The organism is Methylomonas sp. MED-D (genome assembly GCF_050276835.1).
Taxonomy (GTDB): Bacteria; Pseudomonadota; Gammaproteobacteria; order Methylococcales; family Methylomonadaceae; genus Methylomonas; species Methylomonas koyamae_A.
Window position 1 is genome coordinate 5,076,034 of the sequence record NZ_CP189965.1, and the last position, 21,106, is coordinate 5,097,139.

18 protein-coding genes are annotated in these 21,106 nt (G+C 56.0%); 12 read left to right on the plus strand and 6 right to left on the minus strand.

Annotated elements, in window-relative coordinates:
• The first annotated feature begins 3 nt into the window (after window positions 1-3).
• The 4 genes from ACQE3E_RS22645 (at window position 4) to ACQE3E_RS22660 (ending at window position 8,976) form a co-directional block, all read left to right on the plus strand.
• Window positions 4-2,388 (plus strand): Lon protease family protein, encoded by a 2,385-nt coding sequence (locus ACQE3E_RS22645; protein WP_071160764.1) that lies wholly within the window; start codon window positions 4-6, stop codon window positions 2,386-2,388.
• 33 nt (window positions 2,389-2,421) lie between these two features.
• The gene (gene hsdR, locus ACQE3E_RS22650; RefSeq protein WP_427501101.1) at window positions 2,422-5,829 is read left to right on the plus strand and encodes a type I restriction-modification system endonuclease; all 3,408 of its coding nucleotides are present in this window, start codon (window positions 2,422-2,424) and stop codon (window positions 5,827-5,829) included.
• Between the two features lie 136 nt (window positions 5,830-5,965).
• The gene (locus ACQE3E_RS22655; protein ID WP_427501102.1) at window positions 5,966-7,468 is read left to right on the plus strand and encodes an N-6 DNA methylase; all 1,503 of its coding nucleotides are present in this window, start codon (window positions 5,966-5,968) and stop codon (window positions 7,466-7,468) included.
• A complete protein-coding gene (locus tag ACQE3E_RS22660) occupies window positions 7,465-8,976 on the plus strand; it encodes a restriction endonuclease subunit S (RefSeq protein ID WP_427501103.1) in 1,512 nt (503 codons plus the stop codon). The genes ACQE3E_RS22655 and ACQE3E_RS22660 overlap by 4 nt, the downstream gene beginning before the upstream one ends.
• A gap of 132 nt (window positions 8,977-9,108) precedes the next feature.
• Here ACQE3E_RS22660 and ACQE3E_RS22665 read toward each other — a convergent pair whose 3' ends face one another.
• Both ACQE3E_RS22665 and ACQE3E_RS22670 read right to left on the minus strand, forming a co-directional pair.
• The gene (locus ACQE3E_RS22665) at window positions 9,109-9,792 is read right to left on the minus strand and encodes a hypothetical protein (protein WP_427501104.1); all 684 of its coding nucleotides are present in this window, start codon (window positions 9,790-9,792) and stop codon (window positions 9,109-9,111) included.
• A 295-nt stretch (window positions 9,793-10,087) separates the two neighbouring features.
• Entirely contained in the window at window positions 10,088-10,924 is an 837-nt protein-coding gene (locus ACQE3E_RS22670) for a matrixin family metalloprotease (protein ID WP_082885510.1), read from the minus strand.
• A 26-nt stretch (window positions 10,925-10,950) separates the two neighbouring features.
• Here ACQE3E_RS22670 and ACQE3E_RS22675 point away from each other — a divergent pair, with 26 nt between their 5' ends.
• Window positions 10,951-11,136, plus strand: coding sequence for a hypothetical protein (locus ACQE3E_RS22675; protein ID WP_071160771.1), 186 nt, complete (start codon window positions 10,951-10,953; stop codon window positions 11,134-11,136).
• A 19-nt stretch (window positions 11,137-11,155) separates the two neighbouring features.
• Here ACQE3E_RS22675 and ACQE3E_RS22680 read toward each other — a convergent pair whose 3' ends face one another.
• Complete coding sequence (locus ACQE3E_RS22680; protein WP_313730980.1) at window positions 11,156-11,677, minus strand: GNAT family N-acetyltransferase; 522 nt, start codon at window positions 11,675-11,677, stop codon at window positions 11,156-11,158.
• A gap of 232 nt (window positions 11,678-11,909) precedes the next feature.
• Between ACQE3E_RS22680 and ACQE3E_RS22685 the strand changes: the two genes are divergently transcribed.
• On the plus strand, window positions 11,910-12,530 hold the full coding sequence (locus ACQE3E_RS22685) for a zinc ribbon domain-containing protein (protein WP_427501105.1): 621 nt from the start codon (window positions 11,910-11,912) through the stop codon (window positions 12,528-12,530).
• A gap of 13 nt (window positions 12,531-12,543) precedes the next feature.
• On the opposite strand, the gene ACQE3E_RS22690 is transcribed toward ACQE3E_RS22685, so the two are convergent.
• The gene (locus ACQE3E_RS22690; RefSeq protein WP_175463773.1) at window positions 12,544-13,017 is read right to left on the minus strand and encodes a hypothetical protein; all 474 of its coding nucleotides are present in this window, start codon (window positions 13,015-13,017) and stop codon (window positions 12,544-12,546) included.
• Window positions 13,018-13,159: 142 nt separating this feature from the next.
• Here ACQE3E_RS22690 and ACQE3E_RS22695 point away from each other — a divergent pair, with 142 nt between their 5' ends.
• The 3 genes from ACQE3E_RS22695 (at window position 13,160) to ACQE3E_RS22705 (ending at window position 16,622) form a co-directional block, all read left to right on the plus strand.
• Window positions 13,160-14,011, plus strand: a complete 852-nt coding sequence (locus tag ACQE3E_RS22695) for an aldo/keto reductase family protein (protein WP_427501106.1) — start codon at window positions 13,160-13,162, stop codon at window positions 14,009-14,011.
• A gap of 164 nt (window positions 14,012-14,175) precedes the next feature.
• Window positions 14,176-14,688: a YfiR family protein gene (locus ACQE3E_RS22700; protein WP_082885511.1), complete on the plus strand. Its 513-nt coding sequence runs from the start codon at window positions 14,176-14,178 to the stop codon at window positions 14,686-14,688.
• On the plus strand, window positions 14,685-16,622 hold the full coding sequence (locus tag ACQE3E_RS22705; RefSeq protein ID WP_071160775.1) for an ATP-binding protein: 1,938 nt from the start codon (window positions 14,685-14,687) through the stop codon (window positions 16,620-16,622). Before ACQE3E_RS22700 ends, ACQE3E_RS22705 begins: the two co-directional genes overlap by 4 nt.
• Before the next feature lie 7 nt (window positions 16,623-16,629).
• Here ACQE3E_RS22705 and ACQE3E_RS22710 read toward each other — a convergent pair whose 3' ends face one another.
• Entirely contained in the window at window positions 16,630-17,100 is a 471-nt protein-coding gene (locus tag ACQE3E_RS22710) for a CreA family protein (RefSeq protein WP_168028570.1), read from the minus strand.
• Window positions 17,101-17,183: 83 nt separating this feature from the next.
• Entirely contained in the window at window positions 17,184-19,058 is a 1,875-nt protein-coding gene (locus ACQE3E_RS22715; RefSeq protein ID WP_427501107.1) for an alpha-amylase family glycosyl hydrolase, read from the minus strand.
• A 335-nt stretch (window positions 19,059-19,393) separates the two neighbouring features.
• Between ACQE3E_RS22715 and ACQE3E_RS22720 the strand changes: the two genes are divergently transcribed.
• From ACQE3E_RS22720 to ACQE3E_RS22730, 3 genes are all read left to right on the plus strand, one after another.
• Window positions 19,394-19,954 (plus strand): Uma2 family endonuclease, encoded by a 561-nt coding sequence (locus ACQE3E_RS22720; RefSeq protein WP_313730975.1) that lies wholly within the window; start codon window positions 19,394-19,396, stop codon window positions 19,952-19,954.
• 66 nt (window positions 19,955-20,020) lie between these two features.
• Window positions 20,021-20,473, plus strand: a complete 453-nt coding sequence (locus ACQE3E_RS22725; RefSeq protein WP_168028576.1) for a TerB family tellurite resistance protein — start codon at window positions 20,021-20,023, stop codon at window positions 20,471-20,473.
• 37 nt (window positions 20,474-20,510) lie between these two features.
• Window positions 20,511-20,867, plus strand: coding sequence for a hypothetical protein (locus ACQE3E_RS22730; RefSeq protein WP_427501108.1), 357 nt, complete (start codon window positions 20,511-20,513; stop codon window positions 20,865-20,867).
• Window positions 20,868-21,106 lie beyond the last annotated feature (239 nt).

Sequence of the window (21,106 nt, forward strand, 5' to 3'; positions counted from 1 at the left end):
TCTATGCTGGACCATCTGAAACTACCCGCGTCCGCGCTGAAGCTGACGTTAGACCTGCCGCACCCAACGCCCCCACACCCGGCGTCCGGCATCCTCGGCCAACAACGCGCCCAGTCGGCGCTGGCCTTCGGCATCGCGATGAAGGCGCCGGGCTACAATATTTTCGTGATGGGCGAACCCGGCACCGGCCGACTGTCGATGGTCAGTCAATATCTCGGCGAACAGGCCGAACGCCAGGAATCGCCGCTGTCCTACGCCTATGTCGAGAATTTCGACAACCCGCGCGAACCGGTCGCCATCGAGCTACCGTCCGGCGAAGGCCATAACTTCGCCAAGGACATCGAAAAATTGATAGACGGCGTCCTGGCCACCTTTCCGGCCTCGTTCGAAAGTCCCAGTTACCAGCAAAAAAAAACCGCGATCGAGCGCCGTTTCAGCCAACGCTATAACAGCGCGATCGATCTGGTCGACAAAAAGGCCCGCGAGATGGATGTCGCGCTGTACCGCGACAACGACGCCATCACCTTTTTGCCGATCCAAAACAACAAAGCGCTGGACGAGGAACAATTCACACTGCTGCCGCAAGCAGAGCGCGACGCCTTCCATCAACACACCGAGGAACTGGAAGAATATCTGAGCGAAGTGTTGCTGGAGCTGCCGCAGTGGCGGCGGGCGCTGGTCGAGGAAATGCGCCAGCTCGACAACGACACCATCAAGCTGGCCTTGGAGCCGCTGTTGGCCGAATTGACAGGCACCTATCAGAACGTCGACGACGTCATCACCTATCTGGCCGAAGTCGAGAAAAACCTGAGCCTGACCATCGGCGACCTACTGATGCCCAGCCGCAGCGGCGAAGGCCGCGAATTCGTCAGCAAACGCCAAATCCTGATCGAGCAATATCTGCCGAATATTCTGGTCGATTGCAAACACGACGGCGTCGGCGCGCCGGTAATTTACGAACCGCATCCGATTTACCAAAATCTGTTCGGCCGCATCGAGTACGTCAGCGACCAAGGCACATTAGTCACCAACTATCGACGCATCTGTCCCGGTTCGCTGCACCGCGCCAACGGCGGCTATCTGATCCTCGACGCCGAAAAAGTGTTGACCTACCCCTTTGTCTGGGAAGGCCTGAAACGGGCGCTGAAAGCGGGCAAAATCGAAATCGAATCGCCGTACTCGGAATTGGGCATCAACACCATCACGTTAAAACCGGAAGTGATTCCGCTCAACGTCAAGGTCGTTCTGGTCGGCGATCGCGACATCTACTACCTGCTGGAAGAGCTGGATAGCGAATTCAACGAGATGTTCCGGGTGCTGGCCGATTTCGACGACCACATCAAACGCACGCCCGACAACGTCGGCCAGTTCGTGCAACTGCTGGTCCGCCACGCCGCCGACTCCGGCGCCAAGGCCTTGACCGACCAGGCCTTGCTGCGGCTAATCGAACACAGTTGCCGCTTGGCGGAGGACCAAGGCCGCTTGTCGGCCCACGTCAATCAATGCCTGGAAATCATCGCCGAGGCCAATTTACTCGCCGGACAATCCGGCGCCGACGACATCGGCAAACCGGAAATCGAACTGGCGCTGAGCGCCCGCGAGCAGCGCAACGGCCGTATCGCCGAGGCGATACTCGAGGAAATGCTGGACGGCACGATTTTGATCGATACCGACGGCCAAGCCATCGGCAAGGTGAACGGCCTGACCGTAATGGACATCGGCGGCAGCAGCTTCGGCGCGCCGGCCCGAATCACCGCGACGGTACATCCCGGCTCGCGCGGCATCGTCGACATCGAACGCGAAGTCGAACTCGGCCAGCCCATCCATTCTAAGGGCGTGATGATCTTGACCGGCTATCTGGGCCATTGTTACGCCCAACAATTTCCGCTGGCGATCTCGGCCAGCATCGCGATGGAACAATCCTACGGCCACATCGACGGCGACAGCGCCTCGCTGGCCGAGTTGTGCTGCTTGATCTCCGCGCTGACCCGCACCCCGATCCGACAAGATTTGGCGATGACCGGCTCGATCAATCAATACGGGGAAGTGCAGGCCATCGGCGGCGTCAACGAAAAAATCGAAGGTTTCTTCGCGCTGTGCCAGGCGCGCGGCCTGACCGGTACCCAGGGCGTGATCATACCAACCTCCAATAAACGCCATTTGATGTTGAAACAGGACGTCATCGACGCGGTGGAAAAAGGCCTGTTCGAAATTTACGCGGTATCCAAGGCCGACGAAGCACTCAGTCTGTTAACCGGCCAAGACGCCGGCGCGATGAACGAAACAGGGCAATATCCGGAAGGCAGCGTGAATTTCAAGGCCGTGGCCCGCTTGAAGGAAATTTCCGATCTGGCTTCCGACGACGACAAGGAAACTGAAACCGGTTAGCGCATGGGCTACATACTAAAGGGAAAGTTGAAAATGGAGCTGAGTAATTTTGACTTTCTAAAGTACCACGACGAGTTGCTAGTGCGTCTGGCACAAACCGCCGAGGCCTGTTTCGTCCCCGATCCGAACACCACGCTTATCAAGATGCGTCAACTGGGCGAGGAACTGGCTAAAACCATCGCCTCTCGCGTAGGAGTGGAATCCGGCAGCGAGATTAAACAGGTCGATCTGTTAAAAGAGCTGGATTACACCCTCAAGCTAGACAAGCAGGTCAAAGATGCCTTCCACTCCTTGAGAAAGTTAGGGAACCCCGCAACCCACGACATCACCTCGTCTTCTCACCGTGATGCGCTTAAGGCCTTGCAGATTGGCCATGCACTCAGCGCCTGGTTTCATGTGCAATTCGGTGGCGACAAAGCCAAAGGCTTCAAGCTAGAGCCTTTCCTAAAGCCGCAAGACCCTTCTGAAAAAGTTCGCCAGCTCGAACAAGCCTTGCTTGAATTGCAAAAACAAAGCAAATTCGCAGAAGACCGCTTAACACTCGCCGAACAACAAAAAGCCATCGAAGTCCAAAAAGCCGCCGCCGAGCAGCAGCGCGCCGAGCAAATGGCCAGCGAAAGCAAAGTCTGGGAACAAATCGCCACCGAACACGAGACTAAACTGGCGGAATACCGCGCCAAAATGGACGCGGCCAATATCAAATACTTGGAACACTTTGCTCAACTGGAAAAGCCGCAGCAAGCCGAGCAAATCCGCCGCGTCGAAAAATCCACATTACAACTTAACGAAGCCGAAACCCGGGTATTGATCGATCAGCAACTGATCGAAGCGGGCTGGGAAGCCGATACCGTCAATCTCAGGTTTTCCAAAGGCGCTCGGCCGATACCCAACGCTAACCGCGCCATTGCCGAATGGCCCACCGATTCCGGCCCCGCCGACTATGTGCTGTTCATGGGCTTAACCCCGGTTGCCGTGGTAGAAGCCAAAAAGTCCGCCAAAAATGTCTACGACGACATCGGCCAGGCCAAGCGTTACGCCAAAGGCTTGCAAGCCCAAGGCGCGCTCAGCATCGAAAGCCAATACGGCGAATTCAAAGTACCGCTGACATTCGCCACCAATGGCCGCCCCTATTTGCAGCAACTGGAACATGAAAGCGGCATCTGGTTTCTGGACGTGCGCGACAACAGCAACCGCCGCAAAGTGCTCAAAGGGTGGTACACACCACAGGAAATCAAAACCTATCTCAGGCAAACGCCGCAGCAGGCGGAAGCCGAGTTGGACGACATGGCGTTTGATTACCACCTGAAATTGCGCGACTACCAAGTTAGCGCTATTAAAGCCGTCGAAAACAGCATCAAACAGGGCAAAGATACCGCGCTGATTGCCATGGCCACTGGCACCGGCAAAACCAAAACCGCCATTGCCTTGATCTATCGCTTGCTCAAGTCCGAACGCTTTCGCCGCGTCCTGTTTCTAGTCGACCGTGCCGCGCTGGGCATACAAACCACCGGCGACTTCAGCGAAGTCCGCCTGGAACATCTCAACACCTTTGCCGATACTTTCGATGTGATGGGTATGGAGCCAAACAAGCCCGTCAAACCCAATCCCAACGATGACACCAAAGTGCATGTCGCCACTGTGCAGGGCTTGGTGCAGCGCATTCTGTATCCCGGCGATAACGACAATAAACCCGGCGTCGGCCAGTACGACTGCATCATCGTCGACGAATGCCACCGGGGTTATTTGCTCGACCGCACCCTCAGCGACACGGAAATCCTGTTCCGCGACCAGCAGGATTACCAATCTAAATACCGCGCGGCCATCGAATACTTCGACGCCTTCAAAATCGGCCTCACTGCCACCCCGGCACTACACACCACCGAAATTTTCGGACCGCCGGCATTCACTTACAGCTACACCGAAGCGGTGTTGGATGGTTATTTGAACGATCACCTCCCGCCGATCCGCATTCACACCAAGCTTGCGGAGCAAGGCATCAAATACGCCGTCAATGAAGAAGTGAAGGTCTACGATGCCGAAAATAACAGCGTCGAAACCTACAACACCCCGGACGAACTCAACTTCGAGGTCGCCGACTTCAACCGCAAAGTCATCGCCCCGGAGTTCACAAAAGTCGTCACCCAATGGCTGATCGAAAGTGATGCTATTAATCCCTATTCACCTGCGAAAACCCTGGTGTTCTGCGTCACCGACAAACACGCCGACGACGTGGTGGAAGCCTTCAAAACCGCCATCGAAAACTACCACGGCGAAGTGGAAGACGACGCCGTACAAAAAATCACCGGCGCCAGCGACAAGCCCTTGGACAAAATCCGCAGCTACAAAAACGACCGCCTGCCTAACATCGCCGTCACCGTTGACTTGCTGACTACCGGCGTCGATGTGCCTAAAATTTGCAATCTGGTGTTTTTGCGCCGGGTCAATAGCCGCATTTTGTTCGAACAAATGCTCGGACGCGCCACCCGCTTGTGCCCTGAGATCGGCAAAGGTCCGTTTCGGATTTACGATGCGGTGGACATTTACAAACAACTGGAAAAAGTCAGCACCATGAAACCGGTGGTGACTAATGTCGATATCCGCTTCAGCGACCTGGAAGCGGAAATGCGCCAAACCAGCGCGCCCGATTTGCAAGACTTGGCCAGAAAGCAATTCATTGCCAAATTGCAGGTCAAAAAACAGTTCCTGACCGACGAGCAAGCCGACCAATTCGAAACCATCGTCGGCCAGTCGCCCGCCGAATTCGCCAAGCAACTGAAAACCATGCCGTTGCAACAGGTGGCGCAATGGTTTACACGGCACCCTGGCCTGGGGGAATTACTGGACGCTAAAATCACCGGCAACGGCGGCTTCATGCCACCCGTGGTGATTCATGAGGGCGACGACCATGTCACCAAAACTACCACCGGTTACGGCGAAGGCCAAAAACCGCAAGACTACCTGAATGCCTTTAAAGACTTCATCAACGCCAACAGCAACCGCTTAGCGGCTATCCAGACCGTCATCAACAAACCCTGGGGCTTGAGTCGGCAAAGCCTGAAAGAACTGGCCGTGGAATTAGACCGCAACCGTTTCCGCGAGCAAGACCTGCAAGCCGCCTGGCGCGACGTCAAGCAAGAAGAAATCGCCGCCCGCATCATCGGCTTTATCCGACAGGCCGCGCTGGGCGAAGCGCTGATTCCTTGGGAACAACGGGTCGATCAGGCGTTGGAAAAAATCCTCAGCAGCCAACCCTGGAAAACCCCACAACGCGAGTGGCTGCAACTGATTGCCCAGCAAATGAAGGCCACCACTATCGTCGATGAAGCGGCGCTCAACCAAGGCATCTTTAAGCATCAGGGCGGCATCAAACGCGGCGACAAATTGTTCGAGCAGCCGGTGGCGGAGGTATTGGAGCGATTTAATAAGGCCTTGTGGCAATGAGTTTTCTACGTTGCACGGCAATTAAACGTAGGGCGGATAAGCGTAGCGTCATCCGCCGAATCCAGCCGTCTGGTGGATGGCGCTGCGCTTATCCACCCTACAAACCTTTTTAAACATCAATCGATAAAACAAGCTTATGAGCACCCAAGACCTGGTCGCCAAACTCTGGAATCTGTGTAACCTGCTGCGCGACGATGGCGTGACTTACCACGAATACATCACTGAACTGACTTTTCTGGTGTTCCTGAAAATGGTCGAAGAAACCGGCCAGGAAGAACATATTCCGCATGGCTACCGCTGGGCTGATCTGGAAGCCTGCAACGCCGCCACCCGCCTGGAACACTACAAAAAACTGCTGCTGCACTTGGGCACTAACGGCTCCACCATTACCCAGGCCATCTACAACAACGCCAACACCGTGATTCGCAAACCGGCCACACTCAACAAGCTGGTCACCGAAATCGACAAGTTGGACTGGTACAGCGCCAAAACCGAAGGCCTGGGCGATATGTACGAAGGGCTATTGGAAATCAACGCCACCGAGAAAAAATCCGGCGCCGGCCAATACTTCACGCCGCGGGTATTGATCAACACCATGGTCGAGCTGATGAAACCGAGCCTGGACGACGTGATCGTCGATCCCACCGCCGGCACCGGCGGCTTCTTGATCAGCGCCCACCATTACATCAAGCAGCATCACGACATCAGCGCTCTCAACGAATTCGACTACGACCAATACCAGCACAAGACCTTTTACGGCATGGAGTTCGTGCCGGATACCCGCCGGCTGGCGTTGATGAATTTGATGCTGCACGACCTAGCCATCGACGACCGGCATGCCGGTATTCTGTTTGGCGATACCCTCAGCAACGAAGGCAAGCAACTACCGCCAGCCAGCCTGATTCTGGCCAACCCGCCGTTCGGCACAAAGCAGGGCGGTGGCATCCCTACCCGCGATGATCTGGTGCATTACACCAGCAACAAACAACTGGCGTTTCTGCATTTGATGTATCACGTCCTACTTAAACCCGGTGGCCGGGCCGCCATCGTCTTGCCGGACAACGTGCTGTTCGAGGCCGGCACCGGCAAAACCATTCGCCAGGATTTGATGGAAAAATGCAATCTGCACACCATCCTGCGCCTGCCCACCGGGATTTTTTACGCGGCCGGCGTCAAAACCAACGTGCTGTTTTTCAGCAAACCCAAGGACGCCAACAAGGACAAAGGCAACACCCAAAGCCTCTGGGTCTACGACCTGCGCGCCAACATGCCGCAATTCGGCAAACGCACCCCGTTTACCGCCCAGCATTTGCAGGAGTTTTGTGCAGCGGTCGGTAACGATCTGACCCTGGTGGACGAAGCCGCCCGCCAAGCGTTTATTGATCGTCACGCCCGCGAAACCGGCAATCCGGAAACCTGCCGCCTGCGCTGCTTCAGCCGCGAACAAATCCGCCAGAAAGACGATTCGCTGGACCTGGCCTGGATTCGCGACGATAGCGCCGAAGACAGTGCCAGCCTACCGGAGCCGGATGTGTTGATTACCGAAGCGTTGGAAGAAATGGCTGGAGCGATGCAGGGGTTGCAGGCGATATTGGTGGAGTTGGGGGCGGCGGAAGAAGGTGTGGAGATTCTGGGATGAGCGAACATCCAAATGGTTGGATTGTGGTTGCGCTAGGTGATTTGTGCTCGAAGCCTCAATATGGCTTTACTACCAAAAGCACCGTAGAGGGAACGGTTAAGTATCTTCGTACGACTGACTTGACTTCGGGAAAGATAAATTGGGATAAGGTTCCGTTTTGCATTACTGAACCCGACGATGAACGGTATCAGTTGGAAGATAACGACATTGTTATTTCCCGTGCTGGTTCTGTTGGGTTTCATTGTTTGGTAAAGCAACCGCCCGCTCAAACCGTATTTGCTTCATATTTGATTCGGTTCAAACCTGATAAAGCTATTTTTCCAGAATATCTTTCTTTATTCCTAAGAAGCCGAGATTATTGGGAGCAATTGAAATCAAAGGCAGTAGGTGTTGCTGTTCAAAATGTAAATGCCACTAGCCTATCTGAATTAGTAGTCCCTGTTGCGCCCCTAAACGAACAAATCCGCATTGCCGACAAACTCGACAGCGTGCTTGCCAAAGTCGATGCGGCGCAGGCGCGGCTGGAAAAAATCCCCGCCCTGCTCAAACGCTTCCGCCAATCTGTTCTCGCAGCAGCTACTTCGGGGGAGTTGACGAGAGAGTGGCGGGAACAAAGTCGATTATATGAGGAAAAGAATTCCGCACATGAAGTGATTAACCTGATTCAGACTAGAAAACTTGCCTGGATAAATGAAAATAATCAACACAACGAAGTTTCGCGAGTCAAAAAGCGAGTACACGCGTTTTTAGCAAATGGCGACATTGAAACAACCGACTTGCCGGATAACTGGGCTTGGGCAAAGCTTGAAGATGTCGTTTTAATGGTAGTGGACTGCCACAATAAAACTGCTCCGTATGTAGATAATGGAATTGCGCTTGTAAGAACAACTAATATTAGGGATGGGCGTTTTATCTGGGAAGACCTTCGTTATGTCAGTGAGGAAACCTATCAATATTGGTCAAAACGTTGTTTACCTGAACCCGGCGATGTGGTTTTTACACGTGAAGCGCCAATGGGGGAGGCGGCAATTATTCCTGAGGGTGCAAAGATTTGTCTTGGTCAGAGGACAATGCTGTTTAGATCAATTGAAGATCAATTTTCTGCAAAGTTTCTGTTAATAGCTCTTATGGATCCACGTTTCAGAGAGCGTTCTGAAAATATTGCTGTAGGTACAGGAGTTAAGCATTACCGTGTAGGTGATGTTAGCGAGTTAAACGTTCCAGTCCCACCCGTGGAAGAACAAACCGAAATCGTCCGCCGCGTAGAATCCCTCTTCGCCCAAGCCGACGCCGTCGAAAAACAATACCGCGCCGCCAAACAACGCCTGGACCGCCTGAGCCAATCCCTGCTGGTCAAAGCCTTTCGCGGCGAACTGGTGCCGCAAGACCCGAGCGACGAACCCGCCGCCGAATTGCTCAAACGCATCCAGGCCGAGCGCCACCCGCACGCTGCCGATAAACCAAAACGCAAAACCGCCAAACGCAGTCACCAAAACAACGCCTTTTAGTTAACACTATTCGGACGACGACAATGAAATCGAAACCGGTTAACCCCGCCAAGGCGGCCGCCCAAACTTAGCTTAGGGCGGCAAACCCCTTCCCCGGCTCGACTTGCGCGGCGACGGGGAAGGCTCCAATAGCTAGGCCGGACGTCTCCCGCCGAGCAAGCGCAAGATCGCGATACCGGACAGCATCAATGGTAACGCGGCGGGTACCGGGACCGTCGCGATACCTTCCCGGAACCACAGATCGAACGGCGCCTCGCTGCCTGCGTAAACGGCGCCCTCGAAGTAGGGCTCGCCTTGCGCATAGGCATCGATTTTAAACCCGGTACCGAAGATGCCCAGGTCCGAGGACTCGGCACCGTTGCGGAAAACTTCCCACACGTAAGTATTGCCGGCCGTCAAACCGACCGGCGCGGCGAAATTGAAACGCACCAATTCCGGCGCATGAAAAGGCCGCGACTCCGGTTGATCGGCAAAAAACACCGTCTCGCTGACGCCCAGAATCGTGCCGCTAATGTCGGCTTCGCGAATTCTGAGCGCAATGTCGTCGCCGGCTCCGAAATCCGGATTTTGGTCGTTGATCATCAACTCGACGAAATCCAGCGACGCCAGACCGGGCCGGAAGCTTTGCCCGATCGGGCCGGCGTTGAGGGTAAAACCGCCGGAAACGATGCTGTCGTTGGCTTGATCGACAATATCGGCCAACGCCGCCCGACTCGACAAACCCAGCGTTAATGCCAATCCCAGCGTAAACAAACCGGCCTTGCAAGCCGGCGCTATCCAGCGCCCCGCGCCGGTGTCGGAATAGAGGTAATCCATGATGTTTCTCCCGTCAATTCTAAGAACCGGCCGTCGCGGCCGACATGAGTTCACGCCAACGCGACCATCACCGAAACGGGCTTAGGCGAGACACCGGCGAACCACGTAAACCGTGTATTCCATCGTCTCGAATCGTTAGCGCTGGGAAGTGTAAAAAAGACGGGGGCCGGTTGGCGGTGAACTATTTCACCGCCAACCGGCGAATACTGCACTTTGCCGCCGCCGAGCAAATACCGGGCGCCAAAGTCATCGGAAAGAGAAGGTCGCCCGACCGGTGGCCGGTGGCCTTCAGGGATTAAACCATCCGGCGTTTTCGGCGACTTGCCAAAACCCCGAACAAACCGCTTGCAAACAACCCGGCCGCCGCCGGCAACGGTACCGCGGCCGGCGCGCCGTACAAGTATTGCGCGCCAGCGATGTCGTCGGCGTCCAATTCGCGATTGATTCGGAACCAGCAGGCCGAATCGACGACCTGCATCACCGGACAACCGCCGCCGACCGGCGGGTGTGCCAAGCCGAGCGCATGCCCCATTTCATGCAGCAACAAACTCTCGAAATCGTTAGGCGCGGTGGAGGCGCTGGGGAACAAATCGCCATCGTTACCCGGTTGGAAAGCATAAAACGAGTTAGCCGCGAAGATGATGTCGCCGCTACCGGTGCCGCCGTTGGGCGGTGGCGCGTAGCCGACCGCGCCGCCGCCGGAACTGAAATCGAAGGCGCCGATGCGAATGTCCGGCACACCCGCGCCGGCATGATTGATCGGCAAACCGGAATCGGACAGCGGCCCGACAAAGCTGATGTTGGCAACGCCGGCCCATTTGTCGAACGCCGCCTGGATGTAGCCCACCAAATCGGTCAACGGTGTCAGCGTATAACCGGTGCCGGGTGAATTTTCAATCCAGATCGACGTTTTCGCGGTACCGGAGCAGGCGCTATCGCAATAAGCCGAACCGGCCGTGCCTTCCGGAATGAAACCCCAAGTCACGCTGCCGCCGGGGGTACCGGGCGTATTGTCGCCACCCCATTTCAAAACGCCGCCGTTGCCATCGGGAAATGTCGCGTAAGCCTGAGCGGCCCCGGACAATACCGCCAAACCCAAACCGACCACCATTGCATACGATCGATAACCCATAAATACCCCCTCCAAAACAAAAACTCATGAAAGCGCCGGCAAAACCGACACCGAAACTGAGCCGGGCGCGGGCCGCTCGGCACCAGATACTCCGGTTCCAGGCCGGCATCGACGCGGGCCAGACCGGTTTTTACTTGACGCACATCACAAAATTTGCCGCGCCAGTGCGCTCTATAGCACGTTTTTTAAAAAAATCAAAAATTTTTGCTTGACCGTGCCTAGCGTTTGGCGTCAGACCGGCTTTTCCAGTCGCTCCAAGCTCAAGTCGGTCACCTTAGGCTGCCAAAGCATTGGATTTTCCGGGAATGGGAGCAGAACGCCCGTGCGCCGATAACCGCGGCGCTGGTAATACGCTAGCAATTCGGCGCGGCGTGGAATCACGAACATCGCGAAACGTTCGATCGGCCAAGTTCGCGCCGCCAAGTCTTCGGCGGCGCCCAACAAGCGCCGGCCCACGCCCCGGTTCTGCCGCGCCGGATCGACCGTAAGCATGCCTATCTGGGCTTCGCGATCGGCCAGGCGCACTTGCACGCAAGCCACCAGCCGGTCGGCTTCGAAACCGGCAACCATTAATACAGCGGGGTCCGTCAGCGCGGCCGTCAGCTCCTCGGCATCGGTGCGCTTGCCGTCCAGCAAATCGGCCTCGGTGGTCCAACCCAAACGGCTGGCTTCGCCGCGATAGGCTGAATTGACTAAATCCGCCAAGGCTGGGGCATCGTGAAGTTGAGCACGGAGGAAGGTCAGTGGGAACATACGGTGATCTGGCGTTGAGAAATTGCCGGCACTCGGGCCGGGTCGGGAATTGCTGCTAGGCTAGACGATAACCAGACCGCGCTCAAGCGCATGTTTTCGGGAGCCCGCCGTGGACACCTGCCCTAAATGCCAACACGCCCTAGCACAACCCGCCCCGACCATCTGCCCCCACTGCGGCGTGGTGTTCGAAAAGTATTTGCGCTATCACGCGGATCCAAACCGGCCAGCCCCGATGCCAACCACTCGGGTCGAATTTGCGCCAACGCCCTCGGCCGATTGGGTCTCGGATACCTATGCCGACAGCGAGTTCGCCTTCTGGGGCCGAGCGCTATTGCTCGCGTTGTTCGCGCTATGGAGTTGGATATTGATCGTTCCGCCGATCGCCGCTAACGCCGCCGGCTCGTCGTTTTTGCATTTGGTCAATCTGCCTTTCCACGAAGCCGGCCATCTCATTTTCCGACCCTTCGGCGCCTTTGTCACATCGCTGGGCGGCACATTGGGCCAGTTACTGATGCCGACGATTTGCATGGCAACCCTGTTCATAAAAACCCGCGACCCGTTTGGTGCCGCGCTGTGTTTGTGGTGGCTGGGCGAAAATTTTTTGGACATCGCCCCCTACATCGACGACGCTCGGGCCGGGCAACTACCGTTGCTGGGCGGCAACTTCGGCCATTCCGCACCTTACGGTTTTCACGACTGGGAATATTTGCTGACCGAATCCGGCCTGCTGGCCCACGATCACGCCATCGCCAAATTTTCCAAATTCGTCGGGTCGCTGACGATGCTGGCGGCACTGGCCGGCGGAAGCGCTATTCTGGTTCGGCAGCGCGCCATCCTGGCGGCGCGGCGCTAACCGAGCCGGACTGTTAACGCTTCAGCCAGGTTTTCACCCGGTCCTTAACTCGCTGTTTGGCGAGTCTGGACCAACGGTACAAGGCCGTCTCGGCGATTTTGGCGTGCGCCCAGCGTAACCAGCCGGTAATCGTGCCGTACAGCCAGGCCAATACCGCAAAACTCAGCAATTGCGGCTTGGTCAGAGTGAACACGCGCGCCACCAACAACGTACCCAACAATTTGGCGACGATTTCCAGTACCAAACCTTGCAGCAACAAACCGTGCAGCAGCAACCACAGCGCCGCCAGATTCAACGGTGTAACCAGTAAAATCGGTACGGTAATGGCTATTAGCGCGACACCCGGCGAGCAGCGGCTTAGCCAGCGTTCGATGCGTTCCAGGCCCAGCGCCAGCGCCAGATAGTGGCCGCAAGCGGATAGAAAATCCCACAGCCATTCCTCGACGATCAGCGCGACGGCCAACAAGGTCAGCAATAATCTGTTCATGATTTCCTCGGGATGCAGGTATCGCCGACCACTATAACCGATCGCGGCCCAAGCCGTCCGCAGTCTGCAATCTTACCGGGCGGTAGCCGTGGCGGCTCAACTATGCGAGGATAACGCCGCCTCTTTAGCGCAGGAACCACCGATGATTGAAAACGCCTATTTGGAATCCGCGTCCGGCGTGCGCATGCCGCCACTCATTTACGGCACCGCCTGGAAACAGGAACGCACCGCCGAGTGGGTCGAGCTCGCTCTCACCCAAGGATTTCGCGGTATAGATACCGCCTGTCAACCCAAACATTACCATGAGGCCGGCGTCGGGGCCGGTCTGGCGACCGCGCTGACTCGCTTGAACCTGGATCGCGCCGCGATTTATCTACAAACCAAATTCACGCCGCTCAACGGCCACGATCCGCTACGCATTCCTTACGACCCGAACGCCAGCCTGGAACAGCAAGTCGCCCAGTCGTTCGCGGTGTCGCTACAAAATCTGCGCACCGACTATTTGGACTGCTTGGTATTGCACTCGCCGCTAGCCGACCGCCAGCAGCTGTTAACCGTGTGGCAAGCCATGCAGACCATTCAGCGCAACGGCGGCACCCGGCAACTGGGCATCAGCAATTGCTACGATCCGGAGCTCTTCGAATTCCTGTACCAACAAGCCGAGGTCAAACCCGCCGTGCTGCAAAACCGGTTTTACGCCGACACCGGTTACGACAAGGCGCTACGGGCGTTCTGCCGGACTAACCGCGTGATTTACCAAAGTTTCTGGACCTTGACGGCCAACCCCAAAATATTGACCGGCAGCGTCGTCGCCAATCTGGCCGAGCGCTTGGGCCGCCGCCCGGCACAAGTGTTTTTCCGATTTTTGACCCAAATCGGCATCGTACCGTTGACCGGCACCACCTCGGCCGATCACATGCGCGAGGATTTGGCGATTTTCGATTTCGAACTCAGCGAAGCCGAATGCGCCGAGTTGGCGGCACTATTGGACTAGCGCCAACCGCCGCCGTCCCGCGCCGGCTAAGCTACAATAGTTCATTGGTTTGTTGTTAATCCGGCCACCACGTATTCGAACCGCCGAATTCTCCACCGTTTCGGCCTTTTATTCCGGAACCGCCCGGCGCAAGCCTGGCGGGTTTAATCGTATCCCGACTATTCGTGCTTACCCGCCTGCTTAAATCCGCGCTGCTCAGCGCCAGCGTTTGGCTGAGCGAGCCGGCTTTTGCCCTGGATAACCCCAGCCGGGAATTCCAACTGAAATCCGCCTATCTGTTTCATTTCGCCGAATTAACGCAATGGCCGGCCATGGGCCCGATCACGATTTGTCTGAGGGGCGACAGTCCGATACGGCATTTTCTACCGGCGCTGGAAGGTCAAAAAATCGAAGGCAATATAGTCCATGTTTTGCTGGAGCCGCCGGCCACGCTGGAAGCTTGCAACATCCTGTTTGTCGGCGATATCGACGAACTGAAGCCCCGCCTGTTCGAACAAGCCCGCGCCGCCCACATCCTGTTGGTCGGCGACGTGGACGGTTTCGCCGCCCAAGGCGGCATGGTGCAATTCACATTGCGCGACAACAAGTTGAAACTAGTGGTAAATTTAGGTTCGGTAAAATCGGCGGATTTAAAATTGAGCTCCAAATTGCTGCGGATGGCGGAGATTATCGAATGACATCGTCACCCCCCCCACGTATTTCGATCAGCCGCAAGTTGGGCAACAATCTGCGGCTGATGGTGGTACTGAGTCTGGCCGTCGCGACCTTCTCACTGTCGATCCGCGAATATTCCGCGTTGCAAGACGCCATCGACAACAAGTTGAAGCTGACCGCCAACCTGATCGGCCAAAACAGCAGCGTGGCCCTGGTATTCGACGACACCCAAACCGCCCAGGAAATTCTGGACGCTCTGGTCTACGATCCGGACATCATCGCCGGCTCAATCCGGCTACCGACCGGCCAGGCTCTGGTCAGCCACCAAAAGGAAGCGCCGCGCTGGCCGGCGTGGTGGCCGGACTGGTTACCGAAAACCCAACAATACACGCAACCGATCTTGCACAAAAACCAACGCATCGTCGGTCATATTTCGCTGATCGCCAGCATGGTCCAACCGTATCGGACGATGCTTTGGAATGCGTCGATCAACGCCGGCATCGTGATGATTGCATTGAGTCTGGCAGCCTTGTATGTGCGCCGCTTGCAACGCATTTTCCTGCGGCCGCTGCTGAATTTGGCCGACACCGCCCATCAAATTGAAAAAGATCACGACTACAGCCGGCGTTCGCGCTACGACGGCAACGACGAAATCAGCGATTTGGCCGAAGCCTTCAACAACATGCTGGCACAGATCGAGGCCAACGAAGCGGATCTGGAAACCCAGGTGCAAACCCGCACCCGCGAGCTGGAAATCGCCACCCGCGACGCGGAATCCGCCAATCGCGCCAAAAGTCAGTTCCTGGCCAACATGAGCCACGAAATCCGCACGCCGATGAACGCCATCGTCGGTCTGGTGGAACTGAGTCTGAATACCCAGTTGACCTACAAACAACGCGAATATCTGCAACGCGTGGAATCCTCGGCCCATTCGTTGATGACCTTGATCGACGACATTCTGGACTTTTCCAAAATGGAAGCCGGCAAGATGCAGATCGAGACCATTCCCTTCCTGCTCGAGGAAATGTTGGAGCACGTGTTTTCGACGATGTCGCAACTCAGCGCCGACAAAGGCATCCGCCTGATTCTCCCCGACTGCGGCCCGCAATATCACGCGGTGGTCGGCGACCCGCAGCGTTTGCGGCAAGTGCTGATCAACCTGATCGGAAACGCGATCAAATTTACCGAGCGCGGCCACGTCGCCATCGCTTTCAACGAACTCAGCCGCGACGATAACCGCATCGTGTTGCAATTTTCGATTCAAGACACCGGCATCGGTATCAAACCCGAACAGCAACCCAAGTTGTTTCAAGCCTTTAGTCAGGGAGACAGTAGCGTGACCCGCAATTACGGCGGCACCGGCCTGGGTTTGATTATCTCCAAGCAATTGGTCGAGCAAATGGGCGGCAGCATCGGCGTGACCAGCCAAGCCAATATCGGCTCGACCTTTACCTTCAGTGTCGCGCTGGGTTTGAGCGACTTGGCGACGATACGCCACTTCCAACTCCGCCGACACCGTGCCAGCATGGATTCGTTGCGCTTGGAGCCCTTGCACGACAGCCGGGTCCTACTGGTCGAGGATAACGAGATTAACCGGATGGTCGCGATCGAATTACTGGAACAAGCCCGCATCCGGGTCGATGTCGCCGAGAACGGCGAAATCGCGCTGGCCAAATTGCGGGAAAATCGATACCAATGCGTGCTGATGGACGTGCAAATGCCGGTCATGGACGGCTACCAAGCCACCCGCGAACTGCGCAAGCTGCCCGCCTGTCAAGCGCTACCGGTAATTGCGATGACCGCCAACGTGATGAGTGCCGACCACCAGCTATGTCTGGACGCCGGCATGAACGACTTTATCGGCAAACCCATTCTGCCCGCCAAGCTTTATGAGGTGTTGTTGAAATGGATCAACGCCGAACAGACTCTGGAAAACCGCACGCAACTGGGCGTCTAAGCCCGGATCATTTGCCCCAGGGCATCACCGGCACGGTCGAGACGCTGTTGGCCGGCGCGCCTTCGATGACTTTCCGGCTGATTGCCAGATACACCAGTGTATTGTGCTTGGCATCCCATAGCCGGGTGATATTGGTGGATTTGAACAACAACGACGTGCCTTCGCTGAACACCAGTTCCTCTTCCGGCAATTTGGCCGGCAAATTGATCGGGCCGATCTGCCGACAAGCCAGCGAAAACTGCGACGGATCTTCCGCCAAACCCAACCCGCCGGCGATGCCGCCGGTCCGGGCCTGACTGATGTGACAGATCACGTTGGGAATCTTCGGATCCTCGAAGGCATCGACGCAGACCTTATGATTGGCGCCGATCAATTTCCACGCCGTGGTCACGCAACCCACTTCCTCGGCGCGGACCGCGCCGGCCAACAAGCCCAAACCGCACAACAGCCAAGCCGATCTCTTCGAAAACGCGTACATCGCATACTCCCAACCCTGATTGAACACAGACCGTCAGCCTAACAAGCTTGCGGGATTCTCGCAAACCCGCCCGCATCGTCGCTTCACCGGTAAATTACCAAGCCGGCCGCCGGCGCCGTTAGCCGCACAGCCAAACCGTTTTTCGGTTGTATGTCGGCGGTCGTGCCGATCTGGGCCGAATCGGTGGAGTACAAACAGGTCAGTTTTTCGCCCGGCCTATGCAACGCCGCATCTATCGTCACCCAGGCCGTTTTGGCGGCATTGGGGTCGGTATTGATCGCCACGACGACTTCATGGTCGGCCAGAATCCGCGACCACGGCACCAGCGACAACAACTTGCCGCCCAACATCGTCGGCAAACCGAAATTTTGGCCGTCGCCGGAAATCGGCCGCAAATACTGCCGCCCCCGCCGCAAGGCCGGTTGAGCCGCGCGGATCGCCATCAGTTTGGCGAACTCGCTATACACCGGATGGTTCTCGTCGAAATAATGCACGCCCCTGGACTCGAATGCGCCGAATTCGCCGCCGAACATCGCTTCGCGAATGTAGCGGTCCGAATCGCCGCCGTGGCCGTCGAAACTCTGCTCGGTGCCGTAATACACGCAAGGTATTCCCAAGGTCAGCGCGTTCACCGCCAGCGCGTTCAGCACCAATTCGGCTTTATCGGCATCGGCGCAAAACCGCGCCTTGGCCCGGCCGACTTGATCGTGGTCGTTGAACATCGTCACCACCTTGTTGCGAAACCAAGTGTGGCTATCCTTGCCGATCCACAGCGAATTGCGGAACAAACTAAAGTAGTCGTTGGGATTCCCGCTCCCCTTGACCATGGCTTCAAGTTTGCTCGGAATATCGTCGATGCCCAACGCCGCGTCCAAACCGGTCGCTTCCAGCGTATCGAAAGCCCGGTAACGGCCGCCGGTGATTTCGCCGACCAACAAGAAATTATCCTTGCCGATGCTTTGAGCGAATTCGTGGATCGCCGAACCGAAAATCCGGGTCGCGCCGTCCTGCATGTGTTTGACGGTATCGATCCGAAAACCGTCCAGATCGGCATAAGCAATCCAATATTTATAGACTTCGATCAGCGCCAACAAGCCGGGCGCCGGCGCAAAATCGTCGGTGCCGCCGAAGCCGTGGTGCAAATCCTTGAGATCGAAAAAATCGCCTTCGCGAAACTCGGGGTCGTAATCGAAGCTGGCAATACGGCCCTTCTGGGTAAAGTATTCCGGATTCTGAAATTCGACCGGCCAGATCGCGGCGTCCTTGGCCGGCCAGCTCGCCGGCGCCGCCGGATTGGCTGTGACGAACGGAATATTGGCGTGGCCGGCCGCGTCGTTAAAGCCGGTCACCGGATAGTGGCCGCCATCCCAGCGCGGGTCGAAATGGCCGCTACCGTCTTTATAGTTGGGCTGGCGGTTGGGATCGTAACTAAACACGTTGCCGGAATGATTCAAGATGATGTCCAGGATCACCAAAATCCCCTGCTGGTGTGCGGCGGCCACCAAGTCCTTCAATGCCTGATTGGTGCCGAAGCGCGGATTGACCTGCAAAAAATCCTGGATGCCGTAGCCGTGGTAAGTTTCCTGAAACGCCACCTGCTTGAAGATCGGGCTGATCCAGATCGCGGTCACGCCCAGACGCTTCAAATAACCCAGCTTGCTTTTCAAGCCGGCCAGGGTACCGCCGACGTACTTGCCGCCGGCGTCGCTCCATTTCGCGGCGGCGGCCGGGGTTTGAATCGCGTTGCGCTTGTCGGCGGCCTGGCCCAAGGGCGTGGCGCCACCGGCGACCGGCTTGCCGTCGATATCGCGGAATCCGCCGCTTTCGTTACCGTCGGAAAACCGGTCCAGCATCAAAAAGTACAATACCTTATCCTCCCACGCGGTAGGGGAAGGGGTGTAGGAAACGTTGGAAGTAAGTTGACTCAAATCGACATCGGCTAAACGGGATTCGGACATGGCGGCACTCCGGCAGGAAATGGGAAGGCGATAGACAGCGGCGAACGCGGCCATGGGTAAGCCGCATCGCTGTTAGACTTTCTAACAAAGACATTCCGCGAAAGCAAGTGAAGTTAGGCGCTCAGGCAAGCGGCAATCCGAGTGCGCCATCGAGCGGTTTACGTGAAATTTCTTAGCGGCACGGCTGCTGGAAGATTGATCTTCGACTCTTGGCCTTGAAAGAATCGCGGTGGATTTTAACAGCGCGGGTGGCGGCGGGTTTGCAATAGCCGTTTGTTGAAGTGATCAGGGGCGGGATACAATCGGAACAGTTAACCTCAGGACAGGACGGCGATATGGCATTGGCGGAAAAATTAAACCTCAGCGTGGCGGATTACCTGCAAGGCGAACTGATCAGCGAAGTTAAATACGAATATATCAATGGTGAAGTGTATGCGATGGTGGGCGTAAAACGTGCTCACGATACCGTGACCACCAATTTGATTGCGTTTTTGCACGCTCATTTACGTGGCACATCCTGCCGAGTCCACTCCGGCGAAATGAAAGTCCGCGTGCAAACCGCCGCCACCGACTGCTTTTTCTACCCCGACCTGCATGTCACCTGCTCGGCCAGCGATACCGAAGAGCTGTTCAACAGCCAGCCCAAGTTGATCGTCGAAGTGCTGTCCGATGCCACCGAACGCTACGACAGAGCCGAAAAATTCCACCATTACCGCAAACTGGCCAGTCTGGAAGAATACGTGTTAATTGCCCAAGACACTCCCCGTGTTGAATGCTACCGGCGCGGCGATGCTTGGGATCTTCAGATTTATCAACAAGGCGAGCAGGCGGTTTTCCAATCGTTAGGTTTTGAACTGGCGGTAGCGGATATCTATGAAGGGGTATTCGCGGGATAATCCGAGGTTTTTCCGGTTCCCAAACTCCGGTTTGGGAACCGGCGCAACGAATACCGGACAGCCAATATGCTTGAGCAAATTAAATTATTTTTTGAAAAACACCTGTCCTTACCGTCACCCGAGGTTGCAACAGAAACGCAGCTTCAAGAGGCGTTGACGGCCTTAATGACGGAAATGATGACCATGGACGATGTCTGTCAGGATGTCGAACGAACCAAGATTCTGTCCTTGGTCAAACAGTGTTTTTCGCTCTCCACCGAACAGGCTGAGACCTTGATGGCCAATGCCGAACAAAAGCGTCGGCAGGCGGTTGATTATTACGAATTCACGTCGACGATCAACCAATGTTTTAGCCCTGAGGACAAGACAAAGTTTGTTAAATCTCTCTGGCAAATCGCCTATGCCGACGGCAATATCGACCCGCAAGAGGAGTATATGGTGCGGAAGATTGCCGACCTTCTTGGCGTCTCGCACACCGATTTTATTCTGGCCAAATTGCGCGCGAATCCCAATCCCTGAATATCGCCGGACCAACACCGTTTAAAACGAATCGCTGATGAAAAAAATCAAGAAAAATAAAAATCTGTGGCTAAAAGAAGCTGAAATCGAGGTCGGTGATTTGTACTTCACCACCGCCCGGCAATACCGTGCGGTCCTGGCGATCAACGGCGATTTCTTGATTTACGCACCCAGCTCCGAAGGCATGGCGCCGTTAACGGCCGATAGCCAAACGCCGTTTGCAAATTCGCCCGCTAAAAAATGTCAGATCGCCACATTTGCGCAAAAAGAATATCAAGCATTCGATTGGCACGGTACGGCAGCCGTTAAACATAAACTCACTCAGTCGCAGCGGGACGAGGCTATTAGCCAATGTAATGCCAAGGCCCAAATCGCGGGGTTGATGGCTGAATAATTCTAGTTTGTCGGATTGGTTCAAGACTGTCACACATAAGGCCTTATTCAAGTTTTCACCTTTTAAAAAGCTGCTTGAGGATGCTGGCTGCGAAAATGCTGGTCAGAAAATTCATTTTTCAAATATACCGCTTCGTTAAATCATCAATTTGATTTATAGCTTCGACCGCACTCACTTCAAAAGATCTGCATTTGATGACCTCACCCAAAAAATAGACCCCTCCAAAATTCGCAGCTTCA

Bases quoted from the DNA above. Each gene is read 5' to 3' on its own strand.
- ACQE3E_RS22645 (WP_071160764.1), top strand. From the start codon at position 4: ATGCTGGACCATCTGAAACTACCCGCGTCCGCGCTGAAGCTGACGTTA.
- hsdR (WP_427501101.1), top strand. From the start codon at position 2,422: ATGGAGCTGAGTAATTTTGACTTTCTAAAGTACCACGACGAGTTGCTA.
- ACQE3E_RS22655 (WP_427501102.1), top strand. From the start codon at position 5,966: ATGAGCACCCAAGACCTGGTCGCCAAACTCTGGAATCTGTGTAACCTG.
- ACQE3E_RS22660 (WP_427501103.1), top strand. From the start codon at position 7,465: ATGAGCGAACATCCAAATGGTTGGATTGTGGTTGCGCTAGGTGATTTG.
- ACQE3E_RS22665 (WP_427501104.1), bottom strand. From the start codon at position 9,792: ATGGATTACCTCTATTCCGACACCGGCGCGGGGCGCTGGATAGCGCCG.
- ACQE3E_RS22670 (WP_082885510.1), bottom strand. From the start codon at position 10,924: ATGGGTTATCGATCGTATGCAATGGTGGTCGGTTTGGGTTTGGCGGTA.
- ACQE3E_RS22675 (WP_071160771.1), top strand. From the start codon at position 10,951: ATGAAAGCGCCGGCAAAACCGACACCGAAACTGAGCCGGGCGCGGGCC.
- ACQE3E_RS22680 (WP_313730980.1), bottom strand. From the start codon at position 11,677: ATGTTCCCACTGACCTTCCTCCGTGCTCAACTTCACGATGCCCCAGCC.
- ACQE3E_RS22685 (WP_427501105.1), top strand. From the start codon at position 11,910: ATGCCAACCACTCGGGTCGAATTTGCGCCAACGCCCTCGGCCGATTGG.
- ACQE3E_RS22690 (WP_175463773.1), bottom strand. From the start codon at position 13,017: ATGAACAGATTATTGCTGACCTTGTTGGCCGTCGCGCTGATCGTCGAG.
- ACQE3E_RS22695 (WP_427501106.1), top strand. From the start codon at position 13,160: ATGATTGAAAACGCCTATTTGGAATCCGCGTCCGGCGTGCGCATGCCG.
- ACQE3E_RS22705 (WP_071160775.1), top strand. From the start codon at position 14,685: ATGACATCGTCACCCCCCCCACGTATTTCGATCAGCCGCAAGTTGGGC.
- ACQE3E_RS22710 (WP_168028570.1), bottom strand. From the start codon at position 17,100: ATGTACGCGTTTTCGAAGAGATCGGCTTGGCTGTTGTGCGGTTTGGGC.
- ACQE3E_RS22715 (WP_427501107.1), bottom strand. From the start codon at position 19,058: ATGTCCGAATCCCGTTTAGCCGATGTCGATTTGAGTCAACTTACTTCC.
- ACQE3E_RS22720 (WP_313730975.1), top strand. From the start codon at position 19,394: ATGGCATTGGCGGAAAAATTAAACCTCAGCGTGGCGGATTACCTGCAA.
- ACQE3E_RS22725 (WP_168028576.1), top strand. From the start codon at position 20,021: ATGCTTGAGCAAATTAAATTATTTTTTGAAAAACACCTGTCCTTACCG.
- ACQE3E_RS22730 (WP_427501108.1), top strand. From the start codon at position 20,511: ATGAAAAAAATCAAGAAAAATAAAAATCTGTGGCTAAAAGAAGCTGAA.